A 17,520-nucleotide genomic window follows, 5' to 3' on the forward strand; every position below is an offset into this window, starting at 1 on the left:
CTTCTTTAAATGCTAATATTTGTGTGCATCTGTGCTTGAAAATCTCGTTGAACCGTTTTAGAAGTTGTGTTTAAAGGCTGTAAAAAAGTTTTAATTTTCTCTTCAAAAAAGCTTTGAGTATTTTCAAATTCTTTAATTAATGCGTCTCTATCCTTCTTCGCCACCAGTCTCGCCAAACGGCTGTAAGTATTAGCTAAAAAGCTAATTGCATCACACCTTTCTTCTGTAGCTAGCATAATATCCACACATAAGTGGGGGTTTTGAGAAAACAAACGTTTAACAATGTCAAGTTCTTGTCGGTAGTTATGAGTTGACATTGTTAAGCTCTGCTCTATGTCAATTCTTGCATGTGCCAAGAAAACGCCAAGACTAAATCTACAAAAGTGCTGCGTTGCTTGAACAATCACCATCATTTTATCATGTTCTTCAGGTGTGCAAACAATTAACTCTCCACCTTTACTTTTAATAAAGTCTAATAACCATTGAAATGAATCATCGTTCCGACCTGGACACACCACCACTTTTTGTCCTAAAAACGATTTGATATTTGGCCCAAACATGGGGTGTAAGCCCATGACTGGGCCTGAATGGTGTTCGAGCATTGCTTGAGTTGGTTGTGTTTTAATACTCGTGATGTCACACAAAGCTGTAGTTGAGGCAAGGTATTTAGCTGCACGCTTGATAACATCAACCGTATGCTGAATGGGAACGCTTACTAAGACTAATTCTGCCTGACTCAACAGTTGATCTGCATACTCCCAATCCTCGTGTTCAAGAACGCTAACATTATGACCCACTATCGAAAGTTGCTCTTTGAATAATCTTCCCATCCTGCCGCCTCCACCGATGATCGTAATTTGTCGGGGACTGACATGATTTGTTGCATATTTAGGAATTAGAGTGGCATGACAACTCTTGAGCACACTTGCCCAAACAGACTCAGGAATACCAGCTTGAGCAAGTAGGGGAGCCACATCAGCCAGTTGTTCATCTAAAGAAGGAAGTTCTGATACTGCTAATAATGATAGGCGATCGCTCAGTAAGGCGATCAAGCTTTGGTCGTTTTTTTTCAGCTGATCTGAATAAGAGGATTTCAAAGGCATTTTTCCTGTCCCCAATTTTCAAATATCAACAAGTGATTTTTTAGAATTCATTTCGGGCAAGATATCCAAAGTTGTTGCTCCTTTGGCAATCACATCAGAAAATAACTCTTCATACCGATTTAACGCTTGCTCAAAGGAATAGTTTTCTACCGCAAACTTTCTTCCTTCACGCCCTAATTTTGCTGCTAATTCTGGCTGATTATATAAATCCAATACCGCAGTCGCCAAAGCATCTGCTGACTCTGGCTCAACGATAATACCACCGCCACTTTCTTTGATAGCTTTGGCAGCAGTACCAGTGGCGGGAACTGAACCCACAATTGGGCGACCACTGGCTAACAACAGTGGTATTTTAGAAGGCATATTGAAGGAAATTACATTGCGTTTTTGCACAATCAACCCGACATTCGCGGCTGTCAACATTTGCGGTAGTTTTTCTCGCGGTTGCAATGGTAAAAGTAAAACATTATTTGCCCCACAAGCAAGACAATGTTTTTGCAACCTTTCGAGAGCTTGAGATTCTCCGGCTACGACAAAAACAATTTCTTTTAGATGACGCAAGCGAGCTGCTGCTTCTACTACTGTCTCCAAACCTTGCGTCAGAGCAATATTACCTGAATAAAGCACTACAAATTTACCATCGAGTTGATGAGAAGCTCTCCAAGAGTTATTCTCTTTCGGTAAAGGGCGGATAAAATTTAGATTCACCCAATTTGGAATGCAGGCAATTTTATTAGCAGGTACACCTTTATTTATTAAATTATCTACAAAGCCATCCGCAATCACGCTAATAGTATGTGCAGTTCGGTAGGCAAATTTCTCTAGAGCTTCCAGAGTTGAAATCATCAACTTATTTTTAATAAGTCCAACACGCACCGCAGCTTCCGGGAGGATATCTTGCACATTCAGCACTACTGGGCAGTTGTATAGCCAACCGATTAAAGTTGCAGGTAAGCAAACTAGTAGCGGCGGAACTGTTAAGAGAATCACATCAGGTCGCTGTCCCTTGAGAGCTTGTGGCAAACTCGTAAAAACAAAGCTCAACTCTAGCAGTAGCCGATCTATAAGGTTAGGTTTAGACTTAATCCGCAGATAACTACGCTGAATTTTAACACCCTTTTTATGTTCAGTAACGTATAACTTACCCCGATAGCGATCGTAAATCTGACGCTGAGGATAGTTAGGCATACCTGTGATTACCCGTACTTGGTGCCCTCGCTTCACCAGCCCTTCTGCTAGTTCAGTCATCAAAGGTGCAATACCAATTGGTTCTGGATGATAGTTGTATGAATAAATCAGAATGTGCATGAGCTGTTAATGTCCTGGAAGCACCTTGATAATGTTGGCTTTGTTGTGTTACCCAGTTTTTATCTCCCTTGTTTTGAAAATTTCTTAGGAGAGCCAGTAGGGTGTGTTACGGCCGAGAGTACGGCACCAAAATTATTAAGATGGTGGGTTATATCCTTGGCTAACGCACCCTACGAAACTGTTACTCAAGCATCAAAACTCAGCACTGTTTTTGCAGTTCCTTCTCTAAACTGAAGACTGGCTTTTGTTGCCCACGTTTCTTCAATGTAACGGTAGCAGCCCCAAATCCGAGCAATGCTAAACCCAATATTGAACTAGGTTCAGGTACTTGAGTTGTGCCCTCTACATTTAACACTTGGACGCGACCTTGGAAGAAATCGCCCACATAAAGCTTGCCATCTTTGAGGCTTGTACCACCCGTCCAGTTAAATCTGCCTGGAGTGAGGTCAAGGGGATTGCCAAATGGGGGGTCAGTTAATCCTGGAGGTGGGACTGGTTTGCCTGATGCATCTAGGGCTGGTTGACCGTAGGAAGTCAGAAACTTACCGTTTTTATCAAATACCTGAACGCGGCTGTTGATAGAATCAGCTACATAAACATTATCTTGGTCGTCCACTTCGATGCCAATTGGCTGAAGAAGCTGTCCAGGTCCGCTACCTGTTGAACCAAATGCGTACAGAGGTTTACCATTTGGATCGAGTACTTGAATGCGGTTGTTATACTGGTCAGCTAGAAAGATATTTCCACTAACCGGGGAAATTCTTACACCTGCTACACCTTGAGTTTCTCCAAGTGCAGTGCCCACCTTGCCACCAATGACACCAATTTGCTTTCCGTCTGGTGTGAATTTAAGGATTCTTTCGCCGTTAAAATCACCAACGTAAACGTTGCCAGTTTTGTCAAATGTTACACCAGATGGCCCAAAGAAAAATCTACCTGGTATGAGACCGGTAAAATCTCCATTTGCAAAGGATCTAATAAACTTACCCTGAGAATCGAATTGATTCACACGGTTGTTGTGAACATCACCTGCATACAAATCCCCTGTTACGGGATTAAAGTCTACAGTTGTTGGCTCGTCAAACTGTCCTGGCCCTGTGCCGCCGGAGCCAATTGCTCCAATATACTGACCACTAGGACTAAACTTTTCAATTTTGTCACCAAGGTTGTAGTTAGGAGTACCATCCGGGTTAACACCGCGTCCATTAGCTATGTAGGTATTCCCTTGGCTATCCACCGTTATGCCTTGAGGAACAAACAGTTGTCCAGGGCCGAAGCCAGGACTGCCAATACTTGTGTCGTAAGTTAATGTTACAGCCTTGGCTTGGGCTGCTGTTGCCAACACCAAGAATCCAGTACCGAGAATGCCGATTGACAAATTTTTGACTAAACCCATGAGTTTAAAGTCCTGATTGTATGAGTTATACTCTTTTCTAGACTAATTTTGTTCCCAGTCCCAGTTTGGGAAATCGGAAATTTGGGCTGCTGCCTCTTGTTTGAAATACAACTTTCTGTGTGAGGCAGCAGCCTATTTTGTAAGCATTCCCTGACAGAGCCAGGGAAAGAGGAATTAGACAGTCTGTGCTTTGGCTAGCAACTCTTCATCCAACTTTTCTTGGCGTTTGCGCTTGGCGCGAGCAGCAGTTGCGCCTACACCAGCAAGTGCTAATAAGCCAACTATTGAACCAGGTTCGGGGACTACTCGTGTAACGATACCATCTACCCGAACAACCTCCCCTCGTCCTTTGCCGACACCCTGATTGGTAATATAAATCTTGCCGTCAGGGCCAATAGCAATTCCATCAGCCGAATCTAGCCCTTGACCGGCTGCAACGAGTGTTGTGCGAGTGCCATTAGGAGCAACTTCGATCAGAGAACCGGGTAGATCTGTGATGTCACCCCCTAACTGGGACTTGTCGCTGAACTGTAAAACTAGCAAATTGCCTTTCTTATCGAAGGTTAGGTCTGTGATGTGCGTAAACCCATCCAGAAAAACTTCTGGTTTATCATCCTTACCGATGCGCCAAATCCGTGATTTACCTGCTGGATAGGGAAAACCCGTATATTCGCCAACGTATAAAGCTCCATCAGGGCCAATTGCGCCACCAGTAGGTACTGCTTGAATTGCTATTTTTCCTCCTGGAAGCTCATCTAATAGCCCAGGAGGTAATTTTAATCCTGGTGGCAAGGCGGAGTTACTAATGATATTTTTAGGAATTGCGATCGCCTCAGACTTACTTCCGTCAAGTTTAATTTTGTAAGCAGCGTTGCCGCCCCCGTCAACGACATAAGCATTATCGCCATTAATAGTCAGGTCATAGGGATTGGTAACTACATCCCCTTTGTCTGGATTTTTGGTGATTTCATTCTTGGCAAAGTCAAAAATACTTTTGAGAGCTCCGGTCTTCAAGTCAACTTTGTACAGTTGTGCTAAAAGCGGGGTATTCAGTACTTTATCGGCTGTTGATGGCGGGAAACTACTAAGTTGATTTTGTGGGATAGGGGATTGAGTACCTAGTTTAAATGTTTCTGGATCACGGTTTCCTGGATAACCAGCATACCCAGTCAGAAGATAAGCATTCCCTTTAGAGTCGAATTCCACGTCTTCAATACCGGCCCCCTGATTGCCTGTAGGTTGTTCTGCTAGAGACTCAAAGTTATTAAGTAGATGCTGTGTGGTGCCGTCTGGTGAAACTTTCACGAGTGAACTAGTGTTACCAGCACAGATAGGCTGAAACAGAGTACTCGGAGATGGTTGACAATTTCCGTTACCGCCGATACCTGGCTCTGCTACGTAAAGACTGCCGTCAGGGCCAAAGCTAACACCCCGTGCATTACTGACTCCATCGACAATTGTCGTTAGGGTTGCAGCTTGTGCAGATAGTGTTCCACAAATAGCGGTAAAACAAAATGTAACAGATGTAAGAGCAAATGACTTGAGTTTCATACCTTTGGAGATTGAGAATTAAGTAATTTGTTTGTGGAAACTTTTATGGTTTTAAAGACAACGAATCCCAGTTTTGAGAAACGCAGAGTAGACAATGCCCCTTTTGAGAGGCACTGATATTGGTTTGAAACTCTTTAGTTGAGTGCCACAACTCTATCTATCTATGGGTGGTTGGCTAGCTCTCTTCTTGTGCAACAAACCAACGCCCAAAGCCCCGATCGCTAATATGCCTAAAGCAGAATCAGGTTCAGGGACAGATTTGGTATTTTCAATTCTGAGAACTTGTCCCTGTCCTGGACTATCGCCTCGGTTAGTGACGTATACTGCACCATCAGAACCAATAGTTAGGGAACTAAGTGACTCTAATCCATGCCCACTCAGAAGAGTTGTGCGTGTCCCATCGGTAGCAATTTTGATTACAGAACCATCAAGATTACCCTTCCAGGCTGACTGATTGGCGTACTGCAAAGCATACAAATTGCCCTCAGGATCAAATTGCAAGTCTGTGAGTTGGGTAAAACCATCTGCAAAGACTGTTGGTTTCCCATCAGCACCAACTCGATAGATTTTTGCCCCACCTTCAGGGAAGGGAAAACCAGTAAATTGGCTGACATAATAAGCACCATCAGGCCCTTTTACCACACTTGAGGGTACTGCTTGAGTTGCAAACTGTGATTGCGCCGCTTCACTTTTAGATGGCACCTGTGCTGGTTCATTGGATGGGGTATCAGAAGGTGGAAAGATGGGATTAGTCAATATGTCTTGTGGAAATGTGGTAATAGCTTGCAAACTTCTGCCATCAGTGTTAACACTGAGTAAATCATTTGCACCTGCATCAGCTACAACCAATTTCTTGCCATCTATTAGCAAACCCAAGGGATTGCTATCGACATCACCACCATCGGGATTGTTGGCGAGTTCGTAGTTAGCTAAATCAGCAACAGTCGTCCAGGAATTGGTATTAAAGTCGGGAGCGATGATTTTACCAAGGTCAGTATTACCTAAATTGCGATCGCGAAAGGCAGGATTAGCCCCATACCCAATCAGAACATAAGGCTTACCTTTAGCATCAAATTGGATGTCACGAGGACCAGCGCCTCCAGTACCATCTGGTAATGCTAAGGAAGGAAGTCCTGTAAGTATCCGCTCGGTCTTACCATTCTCAATTTTGGTAACTGCACCACTCGTGCCATAACATAAAGAATCCCCTTGACCGCTTGGTGGTGGAACACAAGCTCCACTTCCTCCTATTCCCGCCTCTGTAACATAGAGATTACCATCAGGGCCAAAGCTTAGACCACCGGCATTATATAAACCGTCGGCGATTACCGAAAATGATGTAGCTGACGCAGCTTTCATTCCAGAAAAAGCGGCAACACAAAAAGTGAGGAAAGTAATAGTAAGTTGTTTCAGTTTCATGTGTTGCAATATAGCTTTGGGTAAAATCGTGGGGAACTGAGGGGTGAGTTTTAAATGCAGAGGAACACTAGGGGAAGCACAGAGGAACGCAGAGGTTTTAATTAGTAACTAGTGGCTCTGGAGTTTTTGGTAGATAGCTCATTCCCCGATCAAATGATTTGAGGTTGCCAGCTTTGGCTTCCAGTAAACGTTTGATGTTCATGCTCTCAGCCCCAAAGTCTTCAATCTGAAGTTTGCCGTGGGTTACAGTTCCATCTGCTTTCCAGAATGTGATCCGATGCAGAATAAAACCAGAAGCTTCAGGATCAGCGAAAGCATAGGCGGTTGGGATAAGTAACGCTACAGAGCGCTGATAGTATTCGTAGTCTGGATAAAAGTGTTCCTGTTCAAGCAAGTAGTATTTACTCAGACTATGAACCCGCACAGAAACTTTTACCTTCTGGTCATATTCATCTTTGAATTCACCTGATTCAAGACCAATCTCGCCATTTAGTCGTAATAAATGCGCCCATTCATCTATATTTCGTAAGTCTTTTAAGTATTCAATGCCACTTTCAATTGGGGCATCAACATAAATGGTGTCAGTATCGATAAAGTGGCTTCCTTTGGCTGCTGCGGTCAGACCAGCTTTGCGTTCCAAATTACCTTTGAGGGAACGACACTCGGAAGTGTGTACTGTATGAATTCCCTGCATAATCATCTGAGTCTGCCGTTTTGGATCGACAAAGCTCAACCAGTGAAAGTACACGCCCTTTTCATCTGTCCCCGGCTCGATGTAGTCTGTAGGAAACAGCAAAACAGGGTAAACCTGAAAATATTTTTGATACTCTAATCCGCAGTGCCACTCAATGCCGTAGAAAAGCGGGTTTTCTAGTTTTTTAACGTGATAGTAAAGATTCTTGTGATAACCAGACGCAGTTCCCAGCCAAGTATCTTCGTCAATTTGCTCTTTCATCCGGCTATAAAGCGTCCATTCATCTAAGTTCTTTAAACTACAAAGGTAGTCAAAGGCACTCTCAGGTGAAGTAGCAATGTAAGCTGATGTTGCAAAGGTATTTTTTTCCACTTTTCCCTCCCTAAGATCATAAAAATTAAGCTGCGATCGCTTTAGTTTTGTTTCGCTTACCCCTCTGAATGCGGTCTTCTGCTAATCGTTTAGCAGCATCGTTGGTAGTAATTCCCTGCTGTTTGGCAATATCAAAAATTGCTCGGAGTGTGTCATAAATGTTATGCACTTGCTTAAAAGCTTTTTCTTCGTCATAACCAATCATTTCGTTGTAAACATTGATTAGCCCTCCGGCATTAATTACATAATCAGGGCTGTAAAGAATCCCTTTTTTGGCAAGCATTTGACTATGTAGTTGCTCATTCTCCAATTGATTATTCGCTGCACCAGCAATAATAGAAGCTTGGAGGAAAGGAATTGTATGACTATTAAGAATTCCTCCTAAAGCGCAAGGAGCAAATATATCTACATCAAGTGAGTAAATTTCAGTTGGTTCTACAATAGTTGCGCCAAAAAGCCGTTTTACCTCTTCCGCTTTTACTGGATCTAGATCGCTAACAAAAAGCTTGACATCATGCTCATGTAAGTGCTGACAGAGATTTTTACCTACATTTCCTAAGCCTTGAACTGCAACTTTCATGCCATCAAGTCTTTTGCTTTGCCAACGAGACTCTACAGCAGCTTTAATTCCGAGAAAAACTCCTAGTGATGTTATCGGAGCAGGGCCACCAGATTTTTCTGATACCCCAACAACATATTGAGTTTCTTGACTGATTGTCCGTACATCGTCAGGAGTAATATTTACATCTTGTCCGGTAATAAAACGTCCATTGAGACTATCAACAAAACGTCCATAAGCTCTCAACAGATCATCGGTTTTATTTTCAGGATTAGCGATAATAACTGCTTTGCCGCCACCAGCCGGAATGTTGGCACAAGCGGCTTTATATGTCATCCCACGACTCAGACGAAGTGCGTCTTTTAAAGCAGCTTCTTCGTTGACATAAGGAAATAGTCTTGTAGCTCCCATCGCTGGGCCTAAGCTCGTATCATGAATAGCAATAATTGCCTTGATTTCGGGATTTCTACCATGACAAAAGAGAACTTGTTCATGACCCATTTCTCTAACAGTTTCAAATAGGAGCATCTTGACCTCAAAGTAATAACCATTACAAAATGTAAAGATATAGACACAAAACCAGTCTCGACTATTAAGATAGGATGAAGTAAAGATAAAGTGCTCTTCAAAAATCAAAAATTTGAAATTCCAGTTTTTCTAGGTAGTTATTGGCTGGGAAAGGATTTTTATCGCTTCTAAATTCGCACTTTATCCTTACTGTTTTGATGATTAGACTAAGACTGCCGATGTAACAATCCAACCGATGTTTTTAAGTCGGCTTGATTTAGGTGTTTTAGTGTCTATAACAATTGGATGAGATTGCCAGCTTTTAAAATCAAACCATTGGAAACGAAACTTGCTTGGCTACACCTTTCGCCGGACTTGATTTAACTCCTTGTGCAGCCAAACTCTTATTACGTCCACCAGAAGGTGCTGGGCGATCAGCGTCAATCACGACATCGATCAGAAAGGGAACAGTTGATGCGATCGCTTGTTCTAATGCTGCTTCAATATCCGACTCTCTGACGACCACGATCGCTTCTGCTCCCATACCGCGAGCAATCATGGCGAAGTTAGTTGGTGGAAGTGTTGCGTCTGCGCCCTTTAATCCCAAGATTTTCATCCCTTGATGGCACATGTTGTAACGCGCATCGTTGAGTACAATCCAGATTGCGGGAATTTTGTATTTCACAGCCGTGCTGATTTCGTTATTCATCAGCATTGCTCCATCGCCGACAATACCTACAGCCTTGCTATTGTTCGCCAGTGCTGCACCCAACACTCCGGTGACGGCGTGACCCATTGCTCCAACTCCAGTGCTGACTCGGTAACGATTGGCTTGGGCAAATTGCAGTAGATGAGTTGACCAAGTAAAGGAGTTACCGCACTCTGCCATTACTATCGCATCGCTACCCTCAACAATTATCTTTTGAATTGCTGCCATCAAAACTTCTGGTCGCACAGGATAGTCTACGTCTGGAGCCGGTTCAATTGCTTTGTGTTCTGGACGAGGTAGAGAGATTGTGGAATGAGGAGCTTCTGGTAACTGCTGCAACAACTCTTGCACAAAAGCTTTAATGTCAGACCTAACCCCAAAAGTTTCAACGTGTGGATAAGCCACTCCTGGCACTTCCGGGTCAATATCTACATGTACAAAACCCGCTTTGGGAACTAACGCCGAATTCCAGAAGGAAGTCGGTTCCCCAAGGCGGGTTCCTAATACAAGTGTGCGTAGTGGAGGTTGCTGTTCCATATAAGTGAAGACGGAAGCATGACCGCCTAAACCTGTAACACCCACAAACTGAGGATGATCTTCGGGGAAGATACCCTTACCACGGGGCGAACACATGACGGCTGCTCCAGTTTTTTCTGCGAGTTGGCGGATTTCGTCTGCTGCATCACGCGCACCGAAGCCAACCCAGATGGCAAAGGGGCCAGATGATAATAACTCTACAGATTTAGCGATCGCTTCTTTTGAAGCAGTCATCGCAAAAGGCGAAACATCAAGTTTGGGTAAAGCTATATCCTCAACTAAACTTGTTTGCACAGCAGTGGGAATGCTCAAATGGGCAACAAATCCGCCTGGTTGTGCCAAAACTAAAGCCAGTTTGCGAAAAATCTGCGGGAGTTGAGCCGCAGATTCAATAGTGATTGCATAGTTGAATAGCGCTCCTGAGGTAAAAATTCCCCCACTCGGCAATGTGTAAGTGCTGGTTTCTTGAATTGCCCAGCGTCCACGCTGCGGTGCTGAAGTGCAAGCCGACAGCAAAATTACCTTTGCACCTTCACCACGAGCCGCAAATAATCCAGTCAGAGCGTTGGTGATCCCCGGCCCTGCTGTGGTAAAAACTACAGTGGGGCGACTATTGGCAAAGTATGCCTCGGTCGCTGCAAATGCGGCTCCTGCTTCATGGCGGAAGTTGAACACCTCTATACTGCTATTCGACAGCGCACCCCAAAGGCTTGCCATCGCACCACCGGCGACACCAAAAGCGTAGCTTACTCCCAAATTTTCCAACATTTGAGCGATTGTATCGGCAACTGAGAGCCTTGAGGCTGTTTCGTTGGGTAAAAAAGGCTGAATTCCGTTGTTATTCTCCGATTCATCAAGCTGATGCGAAACGTCAGACACAGACTCTACATATCTGTTTGATGGAATTTCCTTGTATGGCTCAGTGGTGATTAGAGGAGAGTTTGAACCAGTATAGTTTTGACTCATTGGTTTCACATAATTACATTAAGTTACACAAAGGCTCTTTAATTTACAATCACAGCAGTGCAATTTTTAATACAAACAACTCTGTTGTTTTTGACAGTTCTGAACGAGCTTCGTCGGTAGTAGAAATGGTTGATCACTGCTGACTGATGCTTATGAGCGCAGTACCAAAAAATTTTTGCTAGAAGCATAAACAGCTAAGGCTGTGCTTCTTGTAACCACAATAAAGGAGATAAAGACCGATGTGCAATCAAAAATCTTTTGATGAGGGTGTCAAATTTTTCGCTTCTGTTTTTACTGTGATCACTACAATGCTTAAATAGGTTGGCGAGGAAAAACTAAATCATCTAAAGGTATTTAAACTAGCAAATAAGCTTATTTGACTAGTTCTCAGAATCTTTACAAAAATTCACATACTTAAGTTTAATAATACCAATCTATTTGTTGACCCGCGTAGGAGGTTCTTAACTTATGATGATCACTGTGATCAAAACCTATTTGCAATGAAAAATCTTTTGATGGGGGTGTCAATTCTTTCGCTTTTAGCGTGATTGTGAGATTTTCAACTTAGTCACTCTAAAAAATTGATAGTTTGCGATCGTAGCTAAGATGCATTACCAAATTTACAATAGAAAATCTTTTGATCTGGTTGTCAATTCTTTTGCTTTAGGACTTAGACAACTTTTATAGCTTTTCCTAAAGGTTGTTTAGGGAAGCCAGCGCCCTAATCAGACAGTCCGGTCTTCTTCCAAGTGACTCCTCAAAAGCGACTGCCTGTTTAATAACAGATAACACTGTAATATATACTTAGTACATTACAATGTTTCTTTATGAAAAAACAAACACAATAATATACCTAAAAATATACGTATTTTTTTAATACCAATGTACTCCTTAAGACGGATGACTTAGCATATTTTTGTATAGTTAAATTCCTGAAAGAGTAAGTTAAGATAAATTAAGAAAATGTATTAATCAGTAAAATCTGTTCATTTAAGTCAAGCACTGCTAAATCGATTTATGTTGAGAATCAAACGACTCTACACCAGTAGTTTGCCAAAGTCCTTGATGGGTCAAATCCTTAAGTATAAAAAATTACTTTTTACAAGTCGAAACTTAGCAATTTTAGGTTGAGGAACCATTAGTTAGCTCTGGTGCAGGGCTAGTTTAAATTTAAAATACCTTTTCTACTTATAGATTAAGAGTTTTAAACTCTTATCTAATAAAGTTTATTGACTAATCTTGATTTGTCTAAAACTTTTGATTATATAAAAAGCTGTTTAAGTCAATCATAAATTCTAAATATTTAGTTTTTTTTTAGAAAAATTTGGTTCAATAATTCACTTTTATTGGTATGATAAGTTTTGTAAAGTTAGTAGTGTTTTTTAAATTACTAACTAATTTTATTTTTTAAAAGTTTAACAAGGCACCAAAGATTTTAGTAAGTTATGACTATTAACTAATTAACGCCTATGGTGCTGAGTGATTACCAGGAGGAAGTAGGAATATGAATTCTGGCGATTATACATTAGCTAGATCAAGCAATCAATGGGCGCTACAAGCAGAAGAACCAGAAGTAGAGATGAAGTTTGCTCACTTGCTAATAAATCAGGCTGTAGATGCTGCCTTCTGTTTAGGAGCAAACGCGCAGTTTCTTTACGTCAACGATGCTACTTGCCTGATGACTGAGTATTCCTGTGAGGAATTACTTTCCATGAGGCTAGACGATATAGACATAGATTTTTCTCTACACAATTGGTCAGATATTAGCTCACAGGGTTCCTTCACCTTTAAATCTCGCTACCGGGCAAAAGGAGGGCGGATTTTTCTGGTAGAAATATCTATTAGCTATGTAAAACACCAAAATATGGAATTTGGCTGTGCCTTTGCTCGTGAGAAAACTGATGAAATAGTAGAATTGAGCGTGCAAAAGTGGACTGATGAATTAAGGGATGCCCAAGAGAATTTGCAACAGGAATTTTCTCAACTCAAAACAAAAGAAGTAGAACTAGAAACATCTTTATCTTTACTTCGTTCTACTCTCGAATCAACTGCCATTGGTATTGTTGCAGTTAACTTTGAGGGAGATATTCTGAGCTGGAATCATAAATTTGTGGATATGTGGCAGATTCCGGAGTCCCTAATACTATCTAAGAAATGTCCTCGATGCAAAGCCTTTTTTGAGAACCAACTTAAAGACCCACAAACCTTTAGTCGGCTGATTTGGGAAGTTTCTAGCCAATCTGATTTCGAGAGTTACGACATTTTGGAGTTAAAAGATGGGAGAGTTTTTGCACACTACTCGAAACCTCAGTGGCTTGAGGGCAAAATTATTGGTAGAGTGTGGAGTATTTGGGACATTACTGAATCGAAACAGACTGAAAAAGCATTACGGCTGAATGCAGCTAGATTTCGGACTTTAGCAGAAACGACAGATGCTAGCACTTTTCTGATTCAAGGCACGCGACTTTGCTACATAAATCCAGCAGTGGAGAAACTTACTGGCTACACAACCGAGGAACTGCTAACAGGCTTTGAACTGCGCCGACTGATTAAAAGCAAAAAACGTCGGCAGGTACGCAACCAGCCGGAAGCAGGTAACTTTGAATACCAAGAGATAAATATTTTGACAAAAAACGGCACGGAGCGCTGGCTAGCTTGCGCGGTTGCCATGCTAGATGGAGTGCTAGATTTTGGGGGAAACCCAGTCGAACTGATTGCAGGCATCGATATTACCGATTACAAATATGCAGAATTAGGTCTTAACCAAGCTTTAGAACAAGCAAAACAACTTAGCGAACTTAGAGCGCGTTTTCTTTCTATGGTTTGCCATCAATTCCGAACTCCGCTGAATATTGTTTCATTTTCTAATAGCTTACTAAAGGAAGAAGTAGACAAACGTACACAGAAAAAAATCCAACCATTACTCGATCATATTCAAAAAGCCACCGAACAGCTCAGTCAGATGTTGGATGATATTTTGTTCTTCTCTAAGACAGAATCAGCAAAAATAAACTTTGAGCCAAAACCGCTTGAGTTAGTTCAGTTTTGTCATGATTTAGTTGCACAAATGCAGATGAGAATTAGCCAAAACCCGATTCATTTTGTAAGTCAACATAAGTCACTAACAGCTTGCATAGATAAAAAATTGTTAGAGCCTATATTGAAGAATTTGCTCGACAATGCAATAAAATATTCACCCTCTCAAATGGCAATTGATTTGAAACTCTATTGCAAAAATGAAAAATTAATTTTCCAGGTCAAAGATATGGGGATCGGTATTTCAGTAACAGATCAACAACGAATATTTGAGCCATTTTACCGTGGTAGTAATATTGATCATATACCTGGGACTGGACTAGGACTATCGATTCTTAAAACCCTTGTAGATTTACATCACGGTCAAGTGTCTGTAGAAAGTCAAATTTGTGTGGGCACTACATTTACTGTGATGTTGCCATTGACAAAATCAGAGTTGAGCAGTTCAGAGTTATGAGTGTTGAAATGAAGATAGTTGTTAATTAACAATTTAACAATCATAACTCTCGGAACCAAGTAATTAATCTCATGCGTATTTAGATACTCACCAAAGATTTTAGTGAGCAGCTTCTGCAAAAGTTATGGTAATTGAAAATGATGTCCGAATCGTCAAAGAAAATTCTCGTCATTGAAGATGATAACGTTACCCGCAATCTTTACTTAAAGGGTCTTGAGGCTAAAGGTTTTAATACGATAGGTGTTGACAACGGTCTTGCTGGTATCCAGCAAGCACAAAAGCGTATACCAGACTTAGTGATTTGCGATATCACGATGCCTGATATGGATGGTTATAGCGTTTTAACTACGCTACGCGAAGATCCTCTTACAGCAATTATTCCTTTCATTTTTCTGACTGGCAGTAGTACCAGAGCAGATGTTCGTAAAGCTATGGAATTGGGAGCAGACGACTATCTTAGCAAACCCTCTACACTAGAGGAATTGCTCAGAGCGATCGCTATTCGCTTGAAAAAACAAGCTACTCTTCAATACTGGTGCAATATTCAATTTGAAAAAGCTGCAAAATCAGTATTAGTAGATAATACTACAGCGATCGCTGGAGGTGTTGCCGTAGCCTCTAGAGAAGCCAACATTCCTTCTAAGTCAATCTTTCCTTACATACCCCAATTAAAAGAAGTTTTCGACTTTATCGAAGCCCATTATCATGAAGGAATTACTTTGTGTGATGTGGCTGTTGCTGTTGGTTACTCACCTGCTTACTTAACTAACCGAGTAGCAAAGCAGACAGGGGAGACTGTAAACTGCTGGATTGTCAAACGCCGGATGGCGGGAGCTCGTTTTTTACTCCAAAATAATAATCAGACAGTCGAGAAGATAGCGAAAGCATTGGGCTATCAGGATGTGTCTCATTTCTCCCGCCAGTTTCGCCAACATCACGGTTTACCTCCCCAGGCTTGGCGCAAAGAGTATCCTCAGTCAAGCGAAACGCCCTGCTACACCTAACAGCGCTGTTTCGGTGAGTTGGAAGTAGGCGACAAAAGTGACTCCACTGAGGAAGCACCGAAACGATAGCCTTTGCCGTAGACTGTGTAAATCAGCGCAGTTTCTTTACCTACCTCAATCTTACGACGCAATAGGCGAATTAATGCCGCGATCGCATTACTACTGGGTTGTTCTTCCTCTGGCCACAAATTTTGCGTAATCTGGGCATGAGTCATTAACTGTCCAGTGTGTTCCATAAAGTATTGCAATAACTGGCTTTCTTTTTGCGATAGCTCAATTATTCGGCCTTGGCGATAGGCTACTTGATTTTCACAATCAAGTTCTAAATCAGCTACAGTTAAATGTCCAGTGCTGGTTTCATAGGTTTGGGAACCGGAACGACGCAATAAAGCACGGACTCTGGCTAATAATTCCCGCAGTTCAAAAGGTTTAACCAAATAGTCGTCAGCACCAGCATCTAAACCTTGTACGCGGTCATCGAGAGTATCCTTGGCTGTGAGAAACAGCACCGGAGTGGTTTTGCCTTGGGATCGCAATTCCTGACAAATCTCTAACCCTGTTTTTTCTGGCAGCATCCAATCTAAAATTAGTAGATCATAACTGCCTACTTGTGCATGTTCGCTGCCACTTCTGCCATCGTAAGCGGCATCCACAATATAACCCTCACGAGTTAATAAGCGACTCAAAGGTTGAGTTAGTTCAACTTCATCATCAACTAATAAAATTTTCATGCTGCTTGTGGTTAGCATATGGAGACTAACTAGATAGCCATAAACTTGATAAAATCTGCTCAAAGTTCAGCAGTTCTAAGAAGTTTTTGAGTTGCATTGTATCGTCTGTGCTTATATTATGAAAATAAAGCCGAAAACCAAGGCTTAATAATCTGGTTTGTAAACCACAGTTGATTCAAAATTAGCCAGCCTTTAATCAGGTCGAACGGGACACGATTCGTTAAATTGGTTGAAAATAATGGTTGAACAATAATTAAAAGCTTCAAAAACATCTAAACGGTTAGTAGGGCGGGCTACTCCCGAATTTATGCTTGGGGACTGTTGGAGCCAACTCTCTTGGATGAAGCAAGAAGCAGACCCTCTAAAGAAAACTTTAGTTGAATGGCTAGCTTTTAATAAGTTTGGTCAAGTTCTGTATAGTAGATATTATTCAACTGCTGGGACGCCAAGGATACTAAGAAAAAGAATGCTGACTGTTGCATTACCAAAAGGGGAACTCCTTAAAAATAGCATCCGCCTGCTACAATCTGTGGGATTAGATTTTAGTGCTTTTTTAGATTCAGGAACTCGCCAACTTCAAATTCCTGACACTAAGGGACTTGCGAAAGCTTTGCTGGTGCGGGCACAGGATGTACCGGTTTATGTGGAATATGGTCAAGCACAACTGGGTGTTGTTGGTTACGATGTGCTGCGGGAGAAGCAGCCGCAAGTTGCCCACTTGGTGGATTTGCAGTTTGGGCAATGTCGGATGTCGGTGGCGGTAAAAGCATCTAGTTCTTACCGATCGCCTTTAGATTTACCACCACATGGTAGAGTTGCTTCCAAGTATGTAAATTGCGCTCGTGAATATTTTCACAGTCTGGATTTACCTGTGGAAATAGTACCGTTATATGGTTCAGTGGAACTAGGCCCAATTACTGGAATGTCAGAAGCGATCGTGGATTTGGTTTCTACAGGGCGGACTTTGCGCGAAAATGGTTTGATTGAAATTGCGACTCTGTATGAAAGCACGGCGCGGTTGATTGCTCATCCTCTGAGTTACCGCCTGAACACGGGTAATCTAAGTGATGTGATTGCCAAGGTGCGGTCAGCCGTTTTGGTCGGGGTTTAACAGTAGCCCTTTTAAGGTGAGCATACGTACTATCAGCCTTTTTTCGAGATTTCAGGCATC

At 42.0% G+C, this 17,520-nt stretch carries 12 protein-coding genes; 3 read left to right on the plus strand and 9 right to left on the minus strand.

Translation table 11 applies throughout. The features are described 5' to 3' along the window. Window positions 1–5: 5 nt before the first annotated feature. The 8 genes from tyrA to scyA all read right to left on the minus strand — a co-directional run bounded on the left by tyrA (window position 6) and on the right by scyA (window position 11,121). Window positions 6–1,103, minus strand: a complete 1,098-nt coding sequence (gene tyrA / locus PUQ00_RS03375) for a bifunctional chorismate mutase/prephenate dehydrogenase (RefSeq protein WP_300413180.1) — start codon at window positions 1,101–1,103, stop codon at window positions 6–8. Window positions 1,104–1,121: 18 nt separating this feature from the next. Further along, window positions 1,122–2,411, minus strand: a complete 1,290-nt coding sequence (locus PUQ00_RS03380; RefSeq protein WP_300413182.1) for a glycosyltransferase family 4 protein — start codon at window positions 2,409–2,411, stop codon at window positions 1,122–1,124. A 199-nt stretch (window positions 2,412–2,610) separates the two neighbouring features. Then, window positions 2,611–3,807 carry a scytonemin biosynthesis PEP-CTERM protein ScyF gene (scyF, locus tag PUQ00_RS03385; RefSeq protein ID WP_300413184.1) on the minus strand — a complete coding sequence of 399 codons (1,197 nt, stop codon included), beginning with the start codon at window positions 3,805–3,807 and terminating at the stop codon, window positions 2,611–2,613. 174 nt (window positions 3,808–3,981) lie between these two features. Continuing rightward, window positions 3,982–5,358 carry a ScyD/ScyE family protein gene (locus PUQ00_RS03390; RefSeq protein ID WP_300413186.1) on the minus strand — a complete coding sequence of 459 codons (1,377 nt, stop codon included), beginning with the start codon at window positions 5,356–5,358 and terminating at the stop codon, window positions 3,982–3,984. Window positions 5,359–5,511: 153 nt separating this feature from the next. Beyond that, on the minus strand, window positions 5,512–6,777 hold the full coding sequence (locus PUQ00_RS03395; protein WP_300413188.1) for a ScyD/ScyE family protein: 1,266 nt from the start codon (window positions 6,775–6,777) through the stop codon (window positions 5,512–5,514). Window positions 6,778–6,874: 97 nt separating this feature from the next. Continuing rightward, window positions 6,875–7,843 (minus strand): scytonemin biosynthesis cyclase/decarboxylase ScyC, encoded by a 969-nt coding sequence (gene scyC, locus PUQ00_RS03400; RefSeq protein WP_300413190.1) that lies wholly within the window; start codon window positions 7,841–7,843, stop codon window positions 6,875–6,877. 25 nt (window positions 7,844–7,868) lie between these two features. Beyond that, window positions 7,869–8,930 carry a tryptophan dehydrogenase ScyB gene (gene scyB / locus PUQ00_RS03405; protein WP_300413192.1) on the minus strand — a complete coding sequence of 354 codons (1,062 nt, stop codon included), beginning with the start codon at window positions 8,928–8,930 and terminating at the stop codon, window positions 7,869–7,871. 307 nt (window positions 8,931–9,237) lie between these two features. Continuing rightward, window positions 9,238–11,121 carry a scytonemin biosynthesis protein ScyA gene (scyA, locus tag PUQ00_RS03410; RefSeq protein WP_300413194.1) on the minus strand — a complete coding sequence of 628 codons (1,884 nt, stop codon included), beginning with the start codon at window positions 11,119–11,121 and terminating at the stop codon, window positions 9,238–9,240. Window positions 11,122–12,625: 1,504 nt separating this feature from the next. On the opposite strand from scyA, the gene PUQ00_RS03415 reads away from it, so the two are divergent. After that, the gene (locus tag PUQ00_RS03415; protein WP_300413196.1) at window positions 12,626–14,614 is read left to right on the plus strand and encodes a scytonemin biosynthesis sensor histidine kinase; all 1,989 of its coding nucleotides are present in this window, start codon (window positions 12,626–12,628) and stop codon (window positions 14,612–14,614) included. Window positions 14,615–14,751: 137 nt separating this feature from the next. Beyond that, window positions 14,752–15,618, plus strand: coding sequence for a response regulator transcription factor (locus tag PUQ00_RS03420; protein ID WP_300413198.1), 867 nt, complete (start codon window positions 14,752–14,754; stop codon window positions 15,616–15,618). Here the strand turns inward: PUQ00_RS03420 and rppA are convergent. Then, a complete protein-coding gene (rppA, locus tag PUQ00_RS03425; RefSeq protein ID WP_300413200.1) occupies window positions 15,615–16,349 on the minus strand; it encodes a two-component system response regulator RppA in 735 nt (244 codons plus the stop codon). The two genes, PUQ00_RS03420 and rppA, sit on opposite strands and share 4 nt — an antisense overlap. 466 nt (window positions 16,350–16,815) lie before the next feature. On the opposite strand from rppA, the gene hisG reads away from it, so the two are divergent. Further along, window positions 16,816–17,460, plus strand: coding sequence for an ATP phosphoribosyltransferase (gene hisG, locus PUQ00_RS03430; RefSeq protein ID WP_300413202.1), 645 nt, complete (start codon window positions 16,816–16,818; stop codon window positions 17,458–17,460). The last annotated feature ends 60 nt before the right edge of the window (window positions 17,461–17,520 follow it).

It is taken from the genome of Nostoc sp. S13, assembly GCF_029379315.1.
Taxonomy (GTDB): Bacteria; Cyanobacteriota; Cyanobacteriia; order Cyanobacteriales; family Nostocaceae; genus Nostoc.

Excerpts from the sequence above, each read along its gene's own strand:
- scyA (WP_300413194.1), bottom strand. The coding sequence starts at position 11,121 with ATGAGTCAAAACTATACTGGTTCAAACTCTCCTCTAATCACCACTGAG.
- PUQ00_RS03420 (WP_300413198.1), top strand. The coding sequence starts at position 14,752 with ATGATGTCCGAATCGTCAAAGAAAATTCTCGTCATTGAAGATGATAAC.
- PUQ00_RS03380 (WP_300413182.1), bottom strand. The coding sequence starts at position 2,411 with ATGCACATTCTGATTTATTCATACAACTATCATCCAGAACCAATTGGT.
- PUQ00_RS03395 (WP_300413188.1), bottom strand. The coding sequence starts at position 6,777 with ATGAAACTGAAACAACTTACTATTACTTTCCTCACTTTTTGTGTTGCC.
- hisG (WP_300413202.1), top strand. The coding sequence starts at position 16,816 with ATGCTGACTGTTGCATTACCAAAAGGGGAACTCCTTAAAAATAGCATC.
- PUQ00_RS03415 (WP_300413196.1), top strand. The coding sequence starts at position 12,626 with ATGAATTCTGGCGATTATACATTAGCTAGATCAAGCAATCAATGGGCG.
- scyF (WP_300413184.1), bottom strand. The coding sequence starts at position 3,807 with ATGGGTTTAGTCAAAAATTTGTCAATCGGCATTCTCGGTACTGGATTC.
- scyB (WP_300413192.1), bottom strand. The coding sequence starts at position 8,930 with ATGCTCCTATTTGAAACTGTTAGAGAAATGGGTCATGAACAAGTTCTC.
- PUQ00_RS03390 (WP_300413186.1), bottom strand. The coding sequence starts at position 5,358 with ATGAAACTCAAGTCATTTGCTCTTACATCTGTTACATTTTGTTTTACC.
- rppA (WP_300413200.1), bottom strand. The coding sequence starts at position 16,349 with ATGAAAATTTTATTAGTTGATGATGAAGTTGAACTAACTCAACCTTTG.
- tyrA (WP_300413180.1), bottom strand. The coding sequence starts at position 1,103 with ATGCCTTTGAAATCCTCTTATTCAGATCAGCTGAAAAAAAACGACCAA.